The sequence below is a fragment of the Micropruina sp. genome, assembly GCF_047606365.1.
GTDB lineage: Bacteria > Actinomycetota > Actinomycetes > Propionibacteriales > Propionibacteriaceae > Micropruina.
In genome coordinates this window covers 1-21,745 of record NZ_JASGEN010000029.1, presented here as the reverse complement: position 1 = coordinate 21,745, position 21,745 = coordinate 1, and the positions used below count along the sequence as shown (strand labels likewise).

At 61.3% G+C, this 21,745-nt stretch carries 13 protein-coding genes; 8 read left to right on the top strand and 5 right to left on the bottom strand.

Features of this window, described 5'->3' with window-relative positions:
• The first annotated feature begins 192 nt into the window (after positions 1 to 192).
• Positions 193 to 1,620: a carbohydrate binding domain-containing protein gene (locus tag QM624_RS04030; protein ID WP_415088980.1), complete on the top strand. Its 1,428-nt coding sequence runs from the start codon at positions 193 to 195 to the stop codon at positions 1,618 to 1,620.
• A 109-nt stretch (positions 1,621 to 1,729) separates the two neighbouring features.
• A complete protein-coding gene (locus QM624_RS04025; RefSeq protein WP_415088978.1) occupies positions 1,730 to 3,073 on the top strand; it encodes a hypothetical protein in 1,344 nt (447 codons plus the stop codon).
• A gap of 843 nt (positions 3,074 to 3,916) precedes the next feature.
• Here QM624_RS04025 and QM624_RS04020 read toward each other — a convergent pair.
• From QM624_RS04020 to QM624_RS04010, 3 genes are all read right to left on the bottom strand, one after another.
• The gene (locus tag QM624_RS04020) at positions 3,917 to 8,737 is read right to left on the bottom strand and encodes a PKD domain-containing protein (protein WP_415088976.1); all 4,821 of its coding nucleotides are present in this window, start codon (positions 8,735 to 8,737) and stop codon (positions 3,917 to 3,919) included.
• 210 nt (positions 8,738 to 8,947) lie between these two features.
• Positions 8,948 to 9,838 (bottom strand): hypothetical protein, encoded by an 891-nt coding sequence (locus QM624_RS04015; protein WP_415088974.1) that lies wholly within the window; start codon positions 9,836 to 9,838, stop codon positions 8,948 to 8,950.
• Positions 9,835 to 10,992, bottom strand: a complete 1,158-nt coding sequence (locus tag QM624_RS04010; RefSeq protein WP_415088972.1) for a Gfo/Idh/MocA family protein — start codon at positions 10,990 to 10,992, stop codon at positions 9,835 to 9,837. The genes QM624_RS04015 and QM624_RS04010 overlap by 4 nt, the downstream gene beginning before the upstream one ends.
• Before the next feature lie 169 nt (positions 10,993 to 11,161).
• Between QM624_RS04010 and QM624_RS04005 the strand changes: the two genes are divergently transcribed.
• From QM624_RS04005 to QM624_RS03990, 4 genes are all read left to right on the top strand, one after another.
• Complete coding sequence (locus QM624_RS04005) at positions 11,162 to 12,073, top strand: glycosyltransferase family 2 protein (protein WP_415088970.1); 912 nt, start codon at positions 11,162 to 11,164, stop codon at positions 12,071 to 12,073.
• Between the two features lie 126 nt (positions 12,074 to 12,199).
• Positions 12,200 to 13,516 carry an O-antigen ligase family protein gene (locus tag QM624_RS04000; protein WP_415088968.1) on the top strand — a complete coding sequence of 439 codons (1,317 nt, stop codon included), beginning with the start codon at positions 12,200 to 12,202 and terminating at the stop codon, positions 13,514 to 13,516.
• Positions 13,517 to 13,527: 11 nt separating this feature from the next.
• Entirely contained in the window at positions 13,528 to 14,484 is a 957-nt protein-coding gene (locus tag QM624_RS03995) for a hypothetical protein (RefSeq protein ID WP_415088966.1), read from the top strand.
• A gap of 93 nt (positions 14,485 to 14,577) precedes the next feature.
• Positions 14,578 to 15,180, top strand: coding sequence for a hypothetical protein (locus QM624_RS03990; protein WP_415088964.1), 603 nt, complete (start codon positions 14,578 to 14,580; stop codon positions 15,178 to 15,180).
• 3 nt (positions 15,181 to 15,183) lie between these two features.
• Here QM624_RS03990 and QM624_RS03985 read toward each other — a convergent pair whose 3' ends face one another.
• Together QM624_RS03985 and QM624_RS03980 are read right to left on the bottom strand one after the other, a co-directional pair.
• Entirely contained in the window at positions 15,184 to 16,071 is an 888-nt protein-coding gene (locus QM624_RS03985) for a sulfotransferase family protein (RefSeq protein ID WP_415088962.1), read from the bottom strand.
• 4 nt (positions 16,072 to 16,075) lie between these two features.
• Entirely contained in the window at positions 16,076 to 17,638 is a 1,563-nt protein-coding gene (locus QM624_RS03980; protein ID WP_415088960.1) for an oligosaccharide flippase family protein, read from the bottom strand.
• 304 nt (positions 17,639 to 17,942) lie between these two features.
• Between QM624_RS03980 and QM624_RS03975 the strand changes: the two genes are divergently transcribed.
• Entirely contained in the window at positions 17,943 to 18,962 is a 1,020-nt protein-coding gene (locus tag QM624_RS03975) for a phosphotransferase family protein (RefSeq protein WP_415088958.1), read from the top strand.
• Between the two features lie 1,152 nt (positions 18,963 to 20,114).
• Positions 20,115 to 21,608 (top strand): sugar transferase, encoded by a 1,494-nt coding sequence (locus QM624_RS03970; protein WP_415088955.1) that lies wholly within the window; start codon positions 20,115 to 20,117, stop codon positions 21,606 to 21,608.
• Positions 21,609 to 21,745 lie beyond the last annotated feature (137 nt).

Here is a 21,745-nt window from a genome sequence, read left to right as displayed (position 1 = left end):
CTAAGTAAATACTCTAAGGTTTCTCTCAGGACTCTCAGGCGAATCACAGTTTCGACGTGTTTCCGCCTGTACGAGCCTCCGGCAAGCCACCCAGCTTCCGACCACGGACCTCCCAACCCGTGCTCACCCGTCCGACAACGAAAGGCCGTCATGGCTACGAACATCCCCCACGCCCGACCCACCCCAAGAACCATGCGAGCTACGCTCGCGATCTTTGCTGCACTGGTAGTCGCCTTCACCGCTGCACCTCCACTAGAGAGTGCGTCCGCTGCAACCCGCCAACGCATCGTCAATGGGAACTTCAGCCAGGGCACCACCGGCTGGGCGACCAGCAGCACGCAACACTCGTTCACTGCAACCAATACCGGGCGCTCCGGCTTAGGTGCCCAGATCACCCCAGCCAATGCCGCGACGGTGGTTCTCGGCGACAAGGCGAGCACTGTGTCATCGACTACAGCAGGTACCAAGTACTCGGTCGCCCTCTATGTACGTTCGAGCCGCGCCGGAGTCACGGCCGAGGCCCGCGTAACAGAGCAGAACAGCGCCGGGAACAACACCACAACGGCCACGACCAAGCTCAACGACACCAACTGGCGCAAGCTGACGATGGACTTCACGGCGAAGCGGGGAGGTTCAAAGCTCGACCTAGAGATCCGATTCACCGGCACTCAAGCCGGTCAGAGACTCTATGTCGACGACGTCTCGTTCCTAGAAGGAGCAACCGGCACCACTCCCGTAGAACAACCCGCACCTCAGCCCAACCCTCCAGCCCCTGGCGCAAGTTGTTCACGGCCAGCCCCACCCAAGGGCACCCAGTTCGGGTCCAGCGTCTCCATGACGAGCACGATCTGGCTTGAGGACGCACTCAAGGACCGCGATGCCAAGTTCGGCAAGATCGCATCCGTCCGCATCTGGGACGAGCCCATGCCATTCGCTTGGAGTTCCGCGCGACTTAAGGCACTAGAGGGCCGTACCCTGGTGATGTCGTTCCGTCCTAAGCCCGCTGATGTCCTGAGCGGTAAGCATGACGCAGAGCTTCGGAAGTGGTTCCAGGAAGCACCGTCGTCGTCCACGATTTATTGGAACTACTACCACGAGCCTGAGACACCGATCGATGATCAGAAGATCTTCTCCGCAGATCAGTACCGTCGCGCGTGGCAACATATCGACAAGATTGCGGACTCCGTGTGCAGGAAGAACATGTACGCGACGCTCGTCCTCATGGCTTGGACGACCACGCCCGCTTCCAAGAAGGACTGGCGAAACTACTACGCGGGCTCGGATGTCATTGATGTGATCGCATTTGACCCATACAACGGCGTCCACGATCCAGGTCGCGACTACTACGCCACGCCAGCCAGCATGATGGACACCGTTGTTAAGGTGGCGAAAGCCGCTGGAAAGCCTTGGGGAATCGCCGAGATCGGTTCCCGGAAGATCCCCAGCGATCCGAGTGGAAGCAAGCGCGCGGCATGGCTAACCGACGTGGCGAACTACACCCGCTCCAACGGCGCCCAGTTCGTGACCTACTTCCAGTCGACCAATGATGGCGAGTGGCGCCTTCTCGACAAACCTTCGCAGGATGCCTGGAGGGCGGCTGTCAGTAGCTCCCCGCGGTAGCTGAGGTTCGCTCCGGACCCACGGCTTGGGCGGTCAAGACCTTCGGGTAAGATCGTCCAGGCTGTGGGTCCACAGCTGTCTGCAGGACTGCACTAGGGAGCTCGAAAAAATGCCAGACGCCACGACGGAGCAACCTGGAATTGACGTCGGTCGCTATTGGACCGTGCTCGTGTCTCGGTGGCAGACCGTCGTGGCGGGAGTGATACTCGGCCTGTTGATTGCCGGATCCTACTTGCTGATCGTGCCTACCACCTACGTGGCGGTCACCACCTTGTCCGTCCTTCCGATCACCTCCGATCCATACGCGGCAAATCGCAATAACAACAACCTTCTCGACATGAACGCTGAGGCCACGACAGCCCGATCGTTCAAGGTTGCAGAACTTGCCGCTAAGTCAGGGGCCGATCAGTGGAACCCGATCGAGCTGCGGGACAGCACCGAAGTCGCTGCGGGTACAGGAAGTTCGACCATGACTATCAGCGTCACGGCAGACTCGGAGGAGAAGGCTCGAAGCGGCGCAGGCGCAATGGCAGATGCCTACATCAAAACGCGCTCGGACCAAGTCAAGCTGAGCATCGACAACGCGATGCAGAAGGATCAAGAGCGCATCAGCAGCTTGCGTCAGAGCCTCAACGCCGCTTTGAAGCGCTTGGCCAGCGCAAAGCCCGGTAGCCCTGCCGCAGCCGAGGCGAGCGCCGACCAGCAGATCATCAGCTTGCAGCTCTCTGCCCTCTTCACCCGCGCTCGGTCACTTGAGGGAGTCGATTCGACTGCGGGCGTGATCCTGAACCCCGCGTCCGTAACTCAGATCACAAGGAAGCCCGCTCGCATCACCATGTTGGCAACCGGCCTCGCAGCAGGCCTGTTGCTCGGCATTATTGCCGCATTCGTCACACACTCACGCCGGAAGGCCATTCATTCGGCGAACGACCTACGTAGGGAGTTCGATATCGAGACGCTGGGCGCGATGGACGATGATTCTGCACCGCGGAATGCCGCCTCCGTTGCGCAGCGACTACTCCGCTCTGCAAGCCGAGACGGCGCACGGGCTGTGTCTCTCGTCTTTGATTCGCACATCGCGGGATACACCGCACTCACTGATCGGATCGTCGCAGAGCTCCAGGCTGCCGGCAGCACTGTAGTCACAGCCGACCCTTCTCTGGCGGGTGGTGCCCTGTCAAATGAGGGTGCCGGGCTCGTGATCATACCCGTTGCGCCTGACGCTTCGACTGCCGCTCGTCTGCAAGCACTACGGCTCAGCGACGCCTCCGTTCTAGTAGTTCGGCCCGGCGCGACACGAATGCGAGATCTTGCGGTAGTGGTCGGCGATGCAGCGGAGATGGGCTCCCACATCATTGGTGCGGCTTTGGTGACCCATCGCCCTGGTCGCTATGCATCGGCTGAGGAAGCAGCACCAAACCGCGCAGAGGACACTGCAGGCACCCCCGCCTAAGCTCCCTCCTTGCTCGCCGAGCTGCCTCGAGGATGTGATAGCCGATCTGGCCGGCCAAGAACGCTTGGCGTGCCTGGGCCCGAAGCGTTCACCGAGTCAGAAATGCATCGGCCAGCGCCGGGGCCCGAAACCACTACAACGGGATCGTCCGGTGAGGCGGCACTCATTGAATACCTCGTCGGGCGGGCGTGGAGCGCATTCAGCACCGTCGCTACACCGGACGGCTGCTCGGTAGCGGTCTTTTGAAACCGGTGAACCCGCCCATAGCAGCAGATGTCAGTTCGGTCACGCGCCATGCCTAGTTCACGCGGGCTGGTGAGTCGGTTTGAGCTCCGGCTTCAACGGCAGCCGACCGTGTCGATCCAACTCCGGTCCCGGGTGGTCACGCGCCAGTGGAAGTCGATCGTCAGTCATCCATCAGGACTTCGTCATCGGCCTACTCGTCAAGGCCTACTCATCAAGAGTGTCTAGCACATTCCGTGACCTCTCCGAGTGAGCCTAGCCCACGGCTAGCCAATCCGAGCGCCGCCAAGTCCAGCGATAGCGGCCAGATCAGCACGACGAAACAGTCTGCCCAGGGCTGCGCCGATGGCTCCTAGATGGGCAGGGCCGTCTATGGGGCAGGTAGGGCCGTCTGCCTACGGAAGCCCATAGGGCGACAACCACGGACCCTGAACCGGCCGTGCGGAGCTCACTCACGCACCTGCGCGAAAGAGCCACAAAGCATCGATAGTCAGGACGAGCACAGAAGTTCAGAACTCGTCTGAAGCACATGCCAGAAGGGGGCCAGCCGTCAACGACGGACTGGCCCCCTGCTGGAGCTGTCTAGCTAGCTATAGACGTCTAGTTCCCACCAAGGGTCGCCACGGCCTTCAGCTTGAACGACAGGTCCGGAGTCCCGCGGTAATTCACATGCGTCTCCGCCGTGATCACGTTCACGCCATTGACCAGCAAATCCATCGGAACTTGCACAACCACGGGATTTGCGTTCGCGGCTGTGGTCCGCGGCGGCGGCTCGTTCGCGAAAGTCGTGTGAGAAATGGTACCGCTCGGCATGTTCTCACGCTTCACCTCGGTGCCGTTGACGTAAATCACTACACCGTCGTCGGCCACACTTGTTATTTCCAGCGAAGCGAACTGCGACTTGTTCGTGATATTGAAGCTGTTACGGAAGTACACCGCGCGAGGCCGATCACTCGTATTCGCAGCCGGGGACAAGGCCGTCTCGACGCTAGACGACCCGTACCCAATCGGCCCAACACCAGCGGACCAACCAGAGTCGTCGAACGACGGTGATTTCCACGCCGCTGCCGGAGCGGTGAGGTCGTAGTAGTACTTCCACGACGCCGAAGATGCCACCAGCTCCTGGGTCTCCGGACCCGCCGGAGCAACAGTGACCTGCTTGGTGGCCACGTCCGTTGCGCCCTGGTTGTCAGTCACCTTGAGCTTCACCGTATAGGTTCCCTGCGCAGTGTACGTGTGCGTAGCAGTGCTGCCAGTCCCGCTTGCGCCGTCACCGAAATCCCAAGCGAAGGTCGACACCGTCCCGTCAGGATCCGACGAACCCGTCCCATCCACATCAACTTTCAAACCCGAAACACTCGTAGTGAGTGAGGCCACCGGGTTCCTGTTGATCGGTGTGCTGGAGATCGTGATATCGGCTTTGAGCTTGAACGACACATCCGGCGTCCCGCGGTAGTTCACATGCGTCTCCGCTGAGACAACATTGCGCCCCGCCACCAGGAGACTCGTCGGAACCTCCACCTCGACCGGATTCGCGTTCGCCGCAGTGGTCCGCGGCGGCGGTGCTGTTGCATAGGTTGCGTGCGACACACTGCCACTAGGCATGTTCTCCCGCTTCACCTCAGTGCCATTGACGTAGATCACCACGCCGTCGTCGGCCACCCCAGTCAACTTCAACTGCGACACCCGAGACGGGTCCACGACTGTGAAGTCCGTGCGGAAATACACCGCACGTGGGCGATCGCTCGTGACCGAGGTCGGGTTCAGATTCGTGGCCACTAGGGCGGACCCATAGCCGATCGGCGCTGCGCCGGTTGACCAACCAGAATCGTCGAAGGTCGACGTCTTCCAGGCGGCGGCCGGGGCCGACGCATCGTAGTAGTACCGCCAGTTCGCAGACTCGGCAATCACTTGGCCTGATGCCTGAGTGCCCGTCGTGACCTGTTCGGTCTTCGTCGCCGTGCCACCGCGGTTATCGGTCACCGTCAACTTGATCGTGAAATCACCTGCAGTTGCATAGGTGTGATCCGCAGTCGGCGACGAGCCCGTCACCGGGTCCGAACCATCACCGAACTCCCACTTGTAGGACGCAATCGTTCCATCCGGATCGCTCGAGGCCGAACCGTTCACATCTACCTTCAGCTGATCAACCGTCGCAGTAAACGACGCTGTCGGCAGCTGATTCGGCGCCGCAGTGCCTTCCGCGTAATGGGCCGCCACCTGCTGCGGAGTGAGCGCAACGGTGTAGATCGCAGGCTCGTCAATATCGCCTTGGAAGTACGGCGACGTCGACCCCCATGTGTTGTCGCCGCCGACACGCCAGTAGCCCGTCGTGCCTTCGGCACTGTTCTGCGGATTGGTGCCGGCAAGCACCCCGTCCACGTAGAGCCGCATGCCATCGCTCGATTGAGTCGCCACCACATGGTGCCACGAGCCGTCGTTCAACGCGTTGTTGGTCGTGATCTTGTACTCACCGCCGACATAGACACCGAACACCAGGCGGCCATCGTTCTGCATGTAGACGTGCCTGTCGTAGCTACTCGACAGTCCCGAAGGAGAGCCACCGAAGCCGATGATCTTACCGCCGCGATTTGTCGTGGTTCGGAACCAGGCTTCTGTGGAGTAGGTAGTCGGCCCGGCGACCCGATCAGTAGAGACGACGACGTCGTCTGCGCCGTCGAAACGAGCAGCCGCATTCTCCGTCACGATGCCGGTGACGCCACGAGTGACACCCTGCTGGTAACTGGCGTTGTGCAATCCCGTAGCGACATCTGTCGCGCTGTCACCACTGAGTTCGTCAAGACGCCAGTAGGCCCAAGGCTGATCGCCGAAGACTGTAGCTCCATAGATGTCGGCCGGGGCCGGCTGAGCGAGCTCCAGCGAGTAGGTTGCCGTCGTCCAAGCCCCGTCATTGTCCACGACAGTCAAACGCACATCGTAGGTTCCACCATGTGCATAGTGATGCGTGACGACCGGGTCGGTCGAGGTCTCTCCATCGCCGAAGGACCAGTGGTAGCTAGCGATGGACCCGTTGTCCGTTGACCCATTGGCGTCGAAGGCGACATTCAACCCGCTGACCGTGTGCTGAATATTGGCAACTGGAGCCGGATTGCCTCCCGGAACCGTCACGACAGCGGTGCTGGCACTGATATTGCCTGCCCGATCAGCGGCCCGCACGAAGTACCGGCGCTCGCCACCGAGGGGGACTGTGATGCTCGTCGAGGTAGTGGAGGCGATTACCTTGTTGTCGCGAAGGACCTGATAGCTCCCGCCATTCCCGACACCTCCGGACGGAGCGCTCCAAGCCAACGTGGCCGTCGTGCTTGTGGTCGCTGTTGAGCGGAAGTTGGTCGGGATATTGGGTGCGGCCCCATCCGTATACCCGAAACGGACGAATGCGCCTGTCCAGGCACCACCGCCGCTCTGCACTCGGGCTCGCGTGAAATCACCGCCTGCCCAGATCGTGCCATCAGGCGCCACCGCGGTAGCCCAGCCAGCCTCACCAGTGCGGGACGTGATGGCTGGACTGAAGGACTCGACGGATCGGGTCTTGTTGCCGTCCAAGCGCCAGGCATTGATCCAGGAGACAGCGTCGGCCCGATCCCAGGCACTGCCCACATTCGGCCAGTTCGTCCCCCCCTGGTAGATGAACCAGTTGGAGTGAGAGCCACCGATCAGGAAGTCGCCGGCAACCTGAAGGGTCTGGAAATCTCCCTTGGGGTTGGTCACGTGCGTCGAGATCCGCGCGAAGCTTGTCGTATCAAACGAGAACATCGAATGCTCGGACCCACCGACGTAAACACGATTGCCTTTGGTCTCAATCGTTCGCTGGTAGTCATTCGTTGACGACCACACCGGGCTCCATGAATAGGGCACCGGGCTACCTGAGGTCGGAAGCGCCGCTGCCCTATTGGTCGTGGCAGTACCGACTTGGGTGAAGAAGCCCGCGAAAAAGACCTTTGCACCATCGTCTTCGACGGCAAGATCGTTCACCGTACCGTTGAACTCAGGCTGCCATCCCACGACGGGCATCGCGGTCGTGGCGTTGATCCGCGAGACGTTGCGCGTGTAGCGGGTGGCTCCCGTTGGCCCTGCAGTATGGGTGAATGAGCCGCCGATATAGAGATCGCCGGCAGCTGCCTTGATGACCTCTACACGCACAGTTCCTGGCGAACTGGCGTCGGTCAGGGTCGGCTGCGGCCCCGACAGCGCGCCAGTGGTGGCATCGATAAGCGCAAACCCGGGTGCGGGCTGACCGCCGACTGTCGAGAACTTTCCACCGACCGCAAGCCGCCCGTTGCCTGCTGGTGCGACGGCAAGGACGGCTTGATTGAGAACTGGTTTGAACGACGGGATGTACTCACCTGTTGTCGCGTTGAACGCCGCGAGGAACGGCTGCTCGACGCGGCCCGTGCCTGCCTCATCACGCTGCACGTAGCGGAACTGGCCACCCACATACATGGTGTTGCCAATCGCCACCATGTCCTGCACCTCGACGTCGCCTTCTCGCTGGCGTGGGACTGCTAGCCCGGTGACCCCCCACGGGTTGGTCATCGCGTTCGCATCGGGGACAATCTCCTGCTCGACCTTGCTCGTGCCCGAGTTCGGCACTCGGGTATATGACATATCCGCACTCATCAGCGTGGGCCGAACGTAGACGAAGCTGTAGGGTCGAGCGCCACCTACGCCAGCAGTGGCCGACCACAGGTAGCTGCCTGCGGCGGGCGAACCGGTCACCCCTGAGCCGTAGGAGAATCCCCAGGTGTAGTTCTGGTTCTGAGCATCAAGAGTATTCACCGCCAACTGACCACTACCCGATCCGAAGCTCGAGGTGTTGCCCGAGGTACCCGACGCCGTGCCAACTGTCCAGCTTGACAGCGGCCAGATTGCGCCGAAGCTCCAGAACCAGCCCACGCTCTTCGTCGGCTTGAGGCGCACCTCCTGCCAGTCGGTACCACCAACATTGAGCGCGCGACGCACCCGGATGCCGTCTGCAAGGCTGGTGATCGGCTGCTTGTTGAGCACTTGATCGATGAGCTGAGTGGGCAACTGGGTGGTGCCCGAATCGGCCGCGGGCAATGCTTGAAGTAGATCGGACGCTGTACCGCGGCCTTTCGTCTCATACTCCCAGTTCTGCCGGCCCTGGCCAACCTTGACCCAACCGCCTCCGTCAGTGTCCTGATCACACCAGAACTGCTGCGGTGCCGCCATCGATGGCGTCAGCAACCAGTACGCGCCCGTTGGAGCATCCGGATGTAGTTGCTTGATCTCCCAACACGAAGCAGCCGCCGTGTCGGACGTCAGGCCTGTATAGAGCGATGGATCGACCCACGGCGCGTCGGCCGTCCCGGCCGCCGGCTCCTCGGCAGACGCCCTCGGCGCGCCGAGCGCGATCAACGTGGTTCCCATTGCCAGGGCCACGACAGACCCTATGAAGCCGCGAACGCGGCGGTGCCAACTGGACACCTTGACTCCCCCCAGAGTTCTTCCAGGTCCCCCCGGACCCAGCAACGGCGCATCGTACGCCCAGGCGCAATGATCTACTGCACAGACGCCCTCGTCAACTCATGAGCCCGCCGGTCCCGAATCCTGGACCGGCGGGCTCACCTCGCCACTGATATTGGTGAGCGATCAGACAAACCCCGCTTCTTCGGCGGCCAACCTGGTGCCGCGGATATTCCCGAGGCTCGACGCCCCGAAGACGACGGACTCGATCGCGGGATGAGCAGCAACCCATTCAAAGGCCTCACGGGGCGAGATCGCGCCCGAGGCATAAACCGACATTGCGATGGCGCGGAAGTCACGCTCACGGAGGACCCGCTCGTACTCTTCCGCCCCACCGCTCATACGAAAACCAATCTTGTTCATATTGCTGCACACGATCGGCCGCTCAATTCCAACACGCTCGAGCGTATCCAGCATACGTGGGAGGTTCATCGTGATAAAACCGGGCTCCGCCCCATACCGGCTTCGAACATGGTCCGCAAAGACGACAAATGCCTCATCGAAGCCCAAGCCCAGCAGCAAGTCAACGACGACGTTCTGCAGGAATATCACCGGAGTGCGCAGCCCATCGAACATCAACATCTCTGCGTCGACCAGCATCTTGATAATGCCCTCGATGTCCTTCTTTGCAACCGCCTTCCCTCCCTGAAAAGCCATCGACAACAGGCTTTGATCCGCAGGCAAGAAGGACTTAACCGCACCCAGCGGGCCCAACTCCGTCATGGCGTTGGCGTACTTGTGGGCGTACGGCATGCACGGATAGAAGGTAAACGACTCGTACCGCTCGCGGTCGCTTCGCACATGCTGGGCAACCTCGGCGATGCGTTCATGCGTGGTGCACATGAACGTGTGGATTCCCTGATCATACGCGGCGTCCAGAACACCCATCATCGCCGAGAAGTCTTGGAATCGCATTGCCTGCGCCCTCGCCTTCTCCTCCGACATATGGTTGACACCAAAGAACTGATTGTCCCCGAATAGCAGTCGGTCAAGCTCGACCTCGGTATGCACAGTCACTTCGAACCCTTCCCACTGGCCTTACCCCACGGCAACATGTCCCTAAACCTCTGCAACAGCGTCGATCCAACTTCAGGGCGCGCCGACGTGTTGACGGCACGCTCAGCCACGCCTGGGCTTGTCGCATCCTCCACCATCAACTCGATCACGCGATCGGTAACCGCCGCCGAATCGAAAGAGTTCTGGCCCGCCGGCTGCCCGTCCGGCAACGACCCGGCAACTGCGTCGACGAAGTACGCCCATTCTCCGCTGTATTCTTCACCGCGGACGTAGAACCACACCGGCGGGGTAAGATCGGTGGTATATCGCACATTCCAGCCGTGCCGATAGCCCTCGGGGGGGTCAACCGTATCTCGGATATAGACCTGACACTCCTGCCGGTCCACCATGATTCGACCGCCAGTTCCCGTCAGCGAGATCTTGGTACTCATCTTCCTAAAGGACTCGTCAGACCAATTGACCGACAGTTGGGCAGTCGCACCGCCTGGATAGAACAGGGTTGAGTAGACCTCATCCTCGGTGTCGGCGGAGAAGACTTTCCCAAGCACAGTTCCCCCAACCTGGCGGGGTTCACCCATGTACCAGGTGAGCAAGTCCAGAGGGTGCGCCGCATAATCGTACAACGCACCCCCACCCTCGTTGCGGCGCGAGCGCCACGTCCCACCCTTGGGCCGCAGCACTACCGGGCCGTATGCTTCCGCCAAGGCATGCGTTACCTCGCCGATCGCCCCTGCATCTAATAGTCGCTTGGCCTCACTGAACGCCGCGACGAACCGATTGTGGTATCCAACCTGGCAGTGCAAGCCCTTCTCACTGGCGATCCTCGCGAGTTCGCGAGACTCATCTGATCGAAGGGTCAACGGCTTCTCGCAGAACACATGAAGCCCACGATCAACGGCCGCCTTGACCATCGGATAATGCGCCTTGGTGGGCGTTGCGATCACGACGGCGTCCAAATCGGCTTGACCGAGCATCTTTTGATAGTCCGTATAGCCCTTCACACCCGTGTACTTTTCGAGGACATCCAGCATGTAGCCACTCGTGTCGCAGATGGCAGCTAGTGCCACCTGCGGATGCGCGCCGAGTATGGACAGGTGGGATAATCCCATCTTGCCCACTCCTACCACGGCAATGCGAATCATCTTGTAACTCACTCCCAAAGATCAGTATCCACGCACGCCGCTCTCTGCGACGGGTCGGGCCGGAGGCGTAGCCTAGCATCGACTCAAACGGCACATCCGACCCTCGGCGCTTCGACAGTATGGTTACGCGAGCCGCTAGGCTCTGAGCTTCCACAGTGCGAACACCTTTAAGAGAGTTGATATGGACGCCCTTCCGGCGGTCACCGTCGTCATCCCGACCCACAATCGCCCCGAGCAGATGAAGCGAGCGCTTGAGAGCGTACTGGCCCAGGAGTACGGCGGCACGATCGATACCATTGTGGTCTTCGATGCCGAGGAGCCGTACCTCCCGGAGGTGCACATCGGCGACCGTCGCTCGGTCGCAACGATTGCCAATCGGCGGAGCCGGGGCCTCGCGGGTGCCCGCAACAGCGGCATCCTGGCAGCGACCAACGACTACGTGGCCTTTCTCGACGACGATGACTGGTGGATGCCTGGAAAGCTGACCGCTCAGATGGCGATCTTCGAACCCGACATGCTACTCGTCGGTTCCGCGATCGTCCTCGACGACGGGGAGCGACAGCATGAACGGCTCATCCCAGTGGATCGGGTGACCCACGAGGCCTTGCTGCGTGACAGAATGGCCGGGCTCCACTCGAGTTCCTTCGTGTTCCGCCGGTCAGCGCTCCTCGGCGAGCTCGGCCTCGTCGACGAGGACCTTCCCGGAAGCTACGGCGAAGACTACGACCTGCTGCTCAGGACATCGCGACTCGGTGCCATCGGTGTAGTCAATAGGCCGCTCGTATCAGTAACTTGGAGCCAGAATTCGTACTTCTTTGGCAAGTGGGGCGCGTACGCGGAGGGGCTTGAGTACCTATTGGAGACGCATGCCGGCTTCAAACTCGACCCCAAGGCCTACAGTCGACTGGCTGGCCAAATTGCGTTCGCCCGTGCCTCTAATGGAGACCATGGCGCCGCACGTAGGTGGGTGTGGACCTCTGTCCGGAGAGATCCGACCCAAATCAAGGCCTGGCTTGCTCTGGCGATCTCATTGCGACTGGTGTCCGCTACATGGGTCGCGAAGACTGTCCAGCGCCTCGGCAAGGGCATTTAGCTAGGCGTCGCCCCACTCACGTGAACTGGTAAACTTCCCGCGGATACATGCCCGCACGCTGACCGCACGCACTGGTTCGCGCGGGGCCCGGGCCGCGTACGAGAGTTCATGGAGGGAAGAAGACACATGAGCGAACACGCGACGCGAACCGCTGATTCAAGGGTCTCTACCGGTGGGTCACCGCGTTCCATCCAAACGCTTCCCACCTGGCCCCTAACGCTGTTGCTGGTCGGCTTTCCAATTTGGTGGCTTGTGGGAATCCTGGACTTCGTCTGGGTTCCCTTTGCGATAGTCATGGCCGGCTACATGGTCCAGCGTCGACAAACATTGGCCCCACGGGGATTCGGTGGGTGGCTACTGTTTTTGGTATGTGCGACATGTGCGGTCATCGGGCTCACCCAGGCTCCCCAGCTCTTGGTGTTCGGCTACCGGCTCGCCAACTACGTCGCCTGCACCATAGTTTTCCTCTATGTCTTCAACTCCCGAAAGACGCTCACCGACCGATTTGTGACGGGCACACTTACCCTGTGGTGGCTGATCGTGGTCGCCGGCGGATACATAGCACTCATGTTCCCGACCGGAGCAGTCCGGACTCCTGTGAGTATGATTCTCCCCGACTGGTTGCTAAGCAACTCGTGGGTTAGATTGATGGTCATCAGGCCACTGAATCAGTACAATCCCGACTCATATTTCCAGCTCGACCCCAGACCAAGTGCGCCCTTTGTATATACGAATCAATGGGGCAGCGTTTACTCGCTACTACTCCCATTCGTCATCGCCTATCTGATAAGTGTCCGCGGGACTCGGCGTTTCTGGTGGATCGTCGCTGCGCTGCCCGTCTCCTTCGTCCCAGCCATTTTGACCACCAATCGTGGCATGCTCCTGGGTATCGCAGTGGGCGCGGTGTATGCAGCAGGGTGCATGCTGTTTCGACGCGACGTCCGGGGTGTACTTGCTCTGGGAGGCGCTGCCGCGGTTGCGGCGCTAGTAGCCCAACTCTTACCGATATCGGACAGGCTCGAGACTCGGAGTGCGGCTCCGAGCATCCTAGACCGCGCGTCGCTATATCTACAGTCTCTCGACGTTGTCAAGGACTCACCATTCTTCGGATACGGTCGGACGTTAACGGTCCCGGGTTCCATTGACCCCGTAGGAACGCAGGGCGAGTTCTGGATCGTCCTTGTGTCATACGGAGTGCTAGGCGTCTTGTTCTTCGTAGGATGGTTCATCTTCGCCTTCATCCGTTCAATCAGGTGGCAAGGCTCAGCCGGATTGGCCGCAAGCACGGTGCTTCTCGTGGGCACCGTTCAGTTCTTCTACTACGGCGCAGTGCCTCATACTTTGCCGCTCATCATGATCGCTGCAGCCTTAGCACTCCGAACCCGCACTCGCACGCCGCCGCGCAATCGGTCCCGTTATATCCGCAACCCGTCATACACCTAGGAGCACGCCCAATGACCAGGACACTGCTCGTCGCATCCGCCGGCGGACACCTGGATGAGTTGATGATTCACATCGACCGTCTCGGGATCGATCGGTCGAGCACCATATGGGTGACCAGTCCGACACCGCAGACCGAGTCACTGCTCAGTGGTCAGGACGTCGTTTGGGTGCCCCGAGTCGGCTCTGGGGAGATCGCTAAGGCTGCACTGGGCTTGCCCGCCGCTATGAAGATCCATCGCAGAATCAGGCCGGATCTCGTGGTGAGTACAGGTGCGTTGTTCTCAACCCCCCATCTCCTAGCGGCTGCCCTTGCAGGATGTGAGACCTGGTTCATTGACAGCGCCACTCGCGTGGCCGGACCCTCTTCGACCGGAAAGTTCGTACAGCGCTTTACGAAGGCCAAACTCTACACTCAGAGCGACCGCTGGACGGATCAGAGGTGGACACCCGTGCCCAGTGTGTTCGATGCGTTCGAAGCATATGAACTTCCCATCGCTGACCGGCCATCGAAGCTCGCCCGTGCGACGGTAAGCCTGGGATCGGAACTGTGGCAATTTCCCCGGGCCATCGAGAGGGTCGAGCGACTGCTCCCCGACGCGGACGTCACCTGGCAAGTGGGTGTCACCGAGTACAGCCGCGAAGGTCAGCCACTCCCCCAGTGGCTCCCGGCCAACAAGCTGCGCGCTGCTATCGCGCTGTCGGACGTGGTCGTTATGCATGCTGGCGTAGGCTCAGTGCTAGTGGCACTCGATGAGGGGAAGGTTCCCGTGATTCTTCCCCGGCGACAGCACCACAAGGAGATGGTCGATGATCATCAAACCGAGATTGCATCCGTTCTCGCCGAGCGCGGTCTGGCGATTAGTGTTGACCCCGACGACCTCAGCTTGGACCACCTAGTACGGGCCGCCAGCCTGAGTGCTCGACGCCGGGCGAATTTCAGTCGTCGAGATACTCAGCCTACGCAATAGGCCACGCATTGCTGAAGCTGTGAGGCCGGGTGCCACCCACTTCGTGACCTAGGCATGGGCGATAATCAAATGCTTGAAAGAGGGGGAGAATCCATGAAGCGTGGAACAGTGCGCATCCTCGGCGCCGGAGTAGCTGCCGTCCTGATCGCCGTGGCGGTGATCGTGTTCCTCGTGAACCGCCCGTCGTCCAACACAGAACCTGACACGGCGCCAACTCCTTCGGACACCGAGAACACCCCTGTCCCGACGGTGCCCGCCCCAGTTCCCCCAGCCACCGGGAAGCCCGGACGCGTAAAGGGCGACGGTAGCAGGATGGTTGATCCGTTCATCTCAGCTGAGACGGCCTCCCGCACAGATATCACGCGGGCCATCGATTTCAGTTCCATCGCTACGGGAGCCGCCCTTGAAGACCTCAAGGTCAGCGCACAGGAAAAGGCCGAGGACGGCATCGTGCAGGTGGGATCACCGAAGCTCATCAAAGCGACTGTTACCAATCTCAAGGAAAGAGCCAAGCCGCCGACAGCAACCGTGCGCATCTGCTTGGACTACTCCACCGTTGACGTTCAGGCGCCCGACGGAACCTCGGTCAAGAACCGGAAGGCGCCCCAGCGCGTTGCATCGATACTGGTACTCCACGAAGTGGATGGGCATTGGCTGGTCGCGAAACGCACCTTCCCGAGTAAGCCAAGTTGCTAGTGATCACCAAGGGGCTGGCCTACCGACCAACTCCTCCAATTCGGCTTGCAGCGGGGCATAGAACTCCCGTAGAGCATCGACCACCTCCTGCGGAGGCTTATCCTTAGAGCCAGGCATTGAGTTGTAACCCTCGGTTGTGGCCATCTCTGCTCGAGGAACGCCCAGGAAGTCGCAGACTTCGCCGAACGTCTCGGTTGTGTTTCGGTACAGATCCTCAGCGTAAATGACCAGGAGTTGCTCTCGTGGAAAGTGCTGCAGCCAGTTGCGAATCTGCGGCGCATAGACCCCGCGCTGGCGATAGCTGTAGAAATCGTGCGCCTCGCTGTAATAGTCAGGGTCGGCTAGCATCTTCTCGAGTTCGCCCTCCAAGCGAGCATCCTCTGCTTCAATCGCCTGGCCAAACGTGAGTGGTTCAGTGTTATTCTCGCGCCGCTCCTGATAGTGTGACCAAGCCCGTTTGACTGGGTCCCTGAGTAACAGGATGCACTTTACATCGGGCGCGACCTCCCGCATTTTTCCAGCTACCCGCGGATCCCACACATAGTATGGTGACGCCTCCCCCGAGATCGGGCGATAACCAAGTTTTCGCGCCAATCGTCGACGGTAGACTTCGGAAGGAAAGTGCGAGCGATACCAACGCACCGAGCGACCGTCGCGCTTGAAGAAGAAGTCTGTGCTCTTGAGACCTCTGGCCAATGGGTACATCCGGAGGATCCCCGGGTGCTGCACAAGGTAGTTGAACAGGGATGTTGTCCCGCCGCGCTTGCAGCCGATAATGACGTAGTCCGGCAGCGGACGGTCGCCCGCAGTTAACACCGCCCACCCGCGCGTCGCTCCGTTGGCAACGGTCTTGAGCCACTTAGGTGAGATCTCATTCAGTCGACTGAGCATAGGATCAGCGCTTCCTCATTCCGGTGTTATTTTGCGGCCTGCGCGCAAGAAGCGCGATCGCGTGGTGGAGCGCGAACCGCTCGCGCATAAGGTACATTACGACGGCGTAGACCATAATCGCGCCGAGTCCACCGACCAACAGCGCAAGCAGCGTGTCGCCGAGCATCAACCGAGCACCGGCGGCAGGGATTGCCGTGCTCACCGCAGCAGCGGCGATCGCCAGCAGCGTACCGCTGAGATGTAGCTGGACCCCCACACCCTTGCGCACTACCAAGATCGCTAGGACTGCGTCGACCACCATCGAGATGCTCCAGGCAAGGGCTGCGCCCTCGATTCCCCAGATCGGAACCAGCACCAGAAGAAGTACCAGACTGACTGCCAGGACGCACAACTTATTGATTGCCGCCCAGCCGGTGAGTCCGCTCATCAGTAGCAGCGATTGCACATTGCCAACGCCTGTCCATACCAGCGCGCCAACGCTGGCAATGATCAGGGCCCGTGCTCCCGCGTCGAAGCCTTCGCCGAAAACGGACAGAACGGGCTGCGCGTCAATCATGAAGAGAACGTAGACCGGCGTCGACATCAGCGCGATCCATTGCGTGGTCCTTCGATAAAACTCGGATAGTTCCGCCATGTGATTCTGGTGGAGCATTCGCGAAAACTCAGGTCCAACGACGATACGCATTGAGGTTGAAGGAATAAAGCCCGCCTGCGCCAACCGCGAGACAACACCGTAGATGCCCGCCGCGGCCGGGCCGGCAATCAAACCCACAATCAAAACATCCTGCCAGAGAGTGGCCTGCTCCATGATCGACGAGGCCAGCCGTGGCCCGCTGTAGGAGCTGATCTGTCTCGTTATCGCGCGACGGGATCGAGTGTTAGGCCCAGGCTTATCGAACGGACGAAGTCGCCTTCCAACTGCCATCAAAGAGGCAAGTGTCGCCACCGCCAGCAATGCCAGCCAAATCAGGCCTGCGAGCAAGGCACTCGCCACGATCGCCATCGCAGCCGCTATCGCCGCCAACCTTGCTGTTGGCAGGCCGACCGAGCCGATCAGCACATACGGCCGAATACCACCCAACCCACGGGTCACGGCCAGCGCCACCGTTCCGACCGACGCAATCGGCGTGAAGAGGGATGACCACTGCATTAGTACCAGCAGGTCGGGGTGACCCCCACTCAGCCACGACGCGCTGAGCAGGACTGCTAGGCCAGCAAGCAATCCTCCAACAAGCGAACCAGCTAGGAGCAGCATGGTGGCTCGGCGCACATCCGCGCGGCCATCGATCGCGAGCCGTGGTAGAAGCCACACACAGGTCGTATCGAGGCCGAGCTTCGCGATGGCGCTCACGATCATGAACACCGAGATCATCTGGAAGACGACGCCGTTGCCCTCTGGGCCGACCATTCTCCCGAGGATGAACGACAGCCCGAAGCCGGCGAGGCCACTGATCATCGCACCCACGAAGCTCAATACACTGCTTCGAGCGGTGGCCTTGAGGACCTCGCCCGAGTTTGGTCGACTCTTGTCGCTCATTGCCGCCTTAGCTGCCTGCTCCGCGCTCATCGTGGTGGATTATAGCGGCGTGGCGAGCCTCAACTACCATGGCGATTCGCGGATTGTGACAGCCAAGGAGCATGCATTGCGGACCACTGGATCAGCACGGCTCGACTATGTCGTCGAGCAGATATGGGGCCCCGGCGTCAAGCGCGGTGAGACTCGAGCCAGTATCTCAACTGAGGTACCCGCGGGCTGGGAACTCCGAGAGCAGTACTGGGCGGTCCCAAACGCGAGGTCGGCGCAGTTACTCGTCCCCTGCAATCGGCAAGCAGCCGTTCGGACCCTCGGCGATTACGCACAGCTTCGCCCCTTGAAGAAGCGACTGGCGCGCCATGCACTGACCTCCCTCGCGGCCGCAGGTGTTCCGCTGTCGCGGGACAGGTTGCAGATTCTCGCGCCGGAGCGTGCGCCGGAGACGACAGTCGCGCAGATCGCAAGGCAGGTTGGCGCAGCTCGTGCCTTCGCCACCTTCGGCGTGCGGACAGCGGCGAACGCCAAGCCAACTCTCGAGCTCCGCGATCCGAAGGGTGATGCGATCGGATTCGTGAAGCTCGCATGGAATCCGGTGACCGCCGAGGCCGTCGAGAACGAAGCGACTGCCATGACTACGATGGGCGGCTCGTCACGCTCGGCGATCCTGGCGCCGCGAGTCCTAGCCGACGGGCTGGTCGATGGCCGGCGCTTCGTCATGACGGAGCCGTTGCCGCGAGGGATACGTCATGTGCCCGCAACGTACTCATCCTTGCGACCAAGCGAGGCGTTAGGTCCTGGCGCAGTCCAAAGGTGGGCACCCATCGGCGACTCAGGACAGGTCCAGCTCGTCTTGCAGGGGCTCCGCACCACGACATCGACGACCCCTCCGGCACTCTCGGAACGTGCCTACAAACTTGCGGCGAGAGTCGCAGCAGCGTCTACCAAGGTACCGATCGCAAACTTCTGGCATGGCGACTTCGTCTGGTGGAATACCGGCCGCGATCCACGAGGCCAACTCTGGCTCTTCGACTGGGAGACTGCGCAGGCTGACGCTCCCGCAGGTATGGACTCGCTCCACTGGTACACACACACTGCGGATGCAGAGAACCCGGACTCCGTGGTAACCCGCGTCGAGGCGGCGCTCGCCCACACGCAGCCACTACTCCGCTCTCTCGGGCATTCCGCGGCATCAACCTCCATACTCGCCGCGTGGTACGCCGTGACGCTGGTGGCTAACGAAGTCCGTCTCGCAGAGGCGCTGGGCGACTGGGAGCGGGTTAAGCACTCCCCGGCGCTGCTGGAGCAGATTCTGGCGTGGGGGAGCGCACAACTTTCAGAAGGCTCGAGCCTGCGGTGACCCATTGGTTGCGGTTCGCGCGACCCAGTCAGGAGGACCCGTTGCATAACGCCGAAGCCAATAGCGTGGCCGTCACCACGCGCCTAGCCTGTGGGAGACTCGTGCCGTGAGGTTGAGTTCGAGGTCTCGTTGGGCCCTTGGAACTGGTGCCATAGCAGTGGTGGTTGGGGTTTGGGTGGCGGTGACCCTCACGACGCCTCGCATCGCTGCCCGGGTCGTGTCGGAGACACCCCGGCCGACAAGCATCCTTCCAACACCCGGCGCACCGACCACCGTATTGGAGGCCGATTTCGGTGAGGAGATCGGTCGCACCCTTGGTGAGGGTTCGACGATTCCCGTTACAGGGCGAGGGGGCGTACGCATCGACGCCCGAGTAATCGCCAGAGGTGACGGCCGTGTTATGACCGTGGCGGGTCCAGCTGGTCGGGGCGCCGCGCTTCAGTTTCCGAGCCTCGGAAGTGAATCGGTGGCAGTTGTGGTCCAGCCCAGTTCTCCAAGTGATCTCACACCGGGAACAGCAAAGTTCACCTATGGCGCCGACTTCATGGCGGACGGAGACTGGGACGATGGTGACAACGTCGTCCAACGCGGGTTGTACACCGACCGCGGGCAATACAAGCTTGAGATCGACGGCGGACGGCCAGCGTGTTCGATCAAAGGCTCCACCGGCCAAGTGACCGCGCGATCTGGTCATGTTGTGACACCGCATGCGTGGTACACAGCGCAGTGCGTCCGCGAAGGCGACACAGTCACAGTGATCGTTCGGCGACTTGGGGCAACGAAGGTCTGGTCTCGGACCGTGGAAGGAAAGACCGGAGATGTCCGGCCTGAGTCCCCGACCACACAGCTCAGCATCGGAGCAAAGACTTGGGACAACGGACGGGTCGGGGCTGACCCCGACCAGTTCAACGGAACCATCGACAACGTGTACGTCCGGATCTGGTAACTGAAGCATCGGCTTCGCTAGCTAGGCCGTATCGGCCGTCCGAGAACGTTGCGGGTGGCAGCAGAGGTCTCTTAAAGGGGCCCCTTAACACAGTCTGACTAGACCGTAAACCGGTCGCGTCCTACTTGTGACGAGCCCCCAAGACATGGCATAGTTCGGGTGGTGGGTGCTGGGGGCACCTGCTCGCGAGTTCGGGGGTTCTCGCGATGTTTCCGGGGGGGAATCTTTACGTGACTGCACTAGATGAGCGTGTTTACGCCGCCCACCAACGCTTCAGCCGTACTCTTGGTCGCTCCGCGCGACACAGCGCAGCAGTGCGCCAAGCAGGAGTCGCATTGCTGGATGCCTTGATCATCACTGCGACGGCACTGGCAGCCTATGCCGGTCGCTTTGGGCTCAGCTTCCTGAACGATCACCTCACGGTTGAGGGATCCGTCTGGGTCTATTACGCAGTGCCGAGTGTCTGGATGGCGCTGCTGGCGGCGTGCGGAGCGTACTCGCTTCATCACCTTCAAACAGGAATGGTCGAGTACCAGCGAGTGGCGCTCGGCTCCGGGCTGTTTGCGGGCGCCGTTGGCATAGCTTGCTTCCTCGCCAAGTACGACCTGTCGCGTGGGTTCTTCGTCCTGCTCTTCACGATCGGCGTTCCAGCGCTGCTCCTGAGTCGGCTGGCTCGACGACGCACCCTGAGCCATCTCCGGATCCGTGGCCAACTTCAGACCTCGGTGCTCGTTGCCGGCTCCCCGTCCCACGTCGACGAGGTTGCTCGGGTGCTGCGCCGCGAGAAGTGGCTCGGCTACCAGGTGGTGGGTGCGGTCACGTCGGCGTCCATCGAGGAGACTCCCGCTGGGCTTCCGGTTCTCGGCCGGGTTTCCGATGTGGTTGATCTCGTCACCGACTCGTCGGTGGACACGGTGATCTTCGCCGAGGGTTCCTTCCCGGACAGCCAGCACTTCAAGCGCATGGCGTGGGAGCTGGAAGACCTCGACGTCCAGATGATCGTCGCGCCGGCACTGACCGACATCAGTTCGCAGCGACTCAGCTCGCGTCCGGTCGCCGGCCTGCCGCTGGTGTACGTGGAGCAGCCCCAGGCTGTCGCCGCGGGTCGCTGGAGCAAGCGTGCCTTCGACATCATCGGCTCCGGGCTGCTGCTGCTGGTCGCCGCGCCGATCATCGCGGTGGTTGCTCTGGCGGTGAAGCTGGAGGATCGTGGTCCGGTCTTCTTCAAGCAGACCCGGGTCGGACGCCGTGGCGAGGAGTTCCAGTGCCTCAAGATCCGCTCCATGGTCGTCGACGCCGAGGCTCGCAAGGCTGAACTTGAGGCGCAGAACGAAGGCGCCGGCGTCCTGTTCAAGATGGCCAAGGATCCGCGGATCACCAAGGTCGGCCACGTCATCCGTCGCTTCTCGATCGATGAGCTGCCTCAGCTCTGGAACGTCTTCCGTGGCGACATGAGCCTGGTCGGACCGCGTCCGGCTCTGCCCAAGGAAGTTGCCCAGTACGACAGCGACACCGTGCGTCGACTCGACGTGCTGCCCGGCCTCACCGGCCTGTGGCAGGTCTCGGGCCGGTCGAACCTCTCCTGGGAGGAAACCGTCCGCCTGGACGTCTACTACGTCGACAACTGGTCGATCATGCAGGACCTCACGATCCTGATGAAGACGGCACGCGCCGTCTTCGGATCGGACGGGGCCTACTGACCGGAGACGAAACCGTCTCCCCATAGACGAGCCCATCCCCCCGGGCTCCCGGAGCCGTGCGGGCCCTACCGGCCCCGCACTGCTCTTTCTTTATCACCCGCTGCTCCCCGACGATGTCGAGGAACACCGACATCATC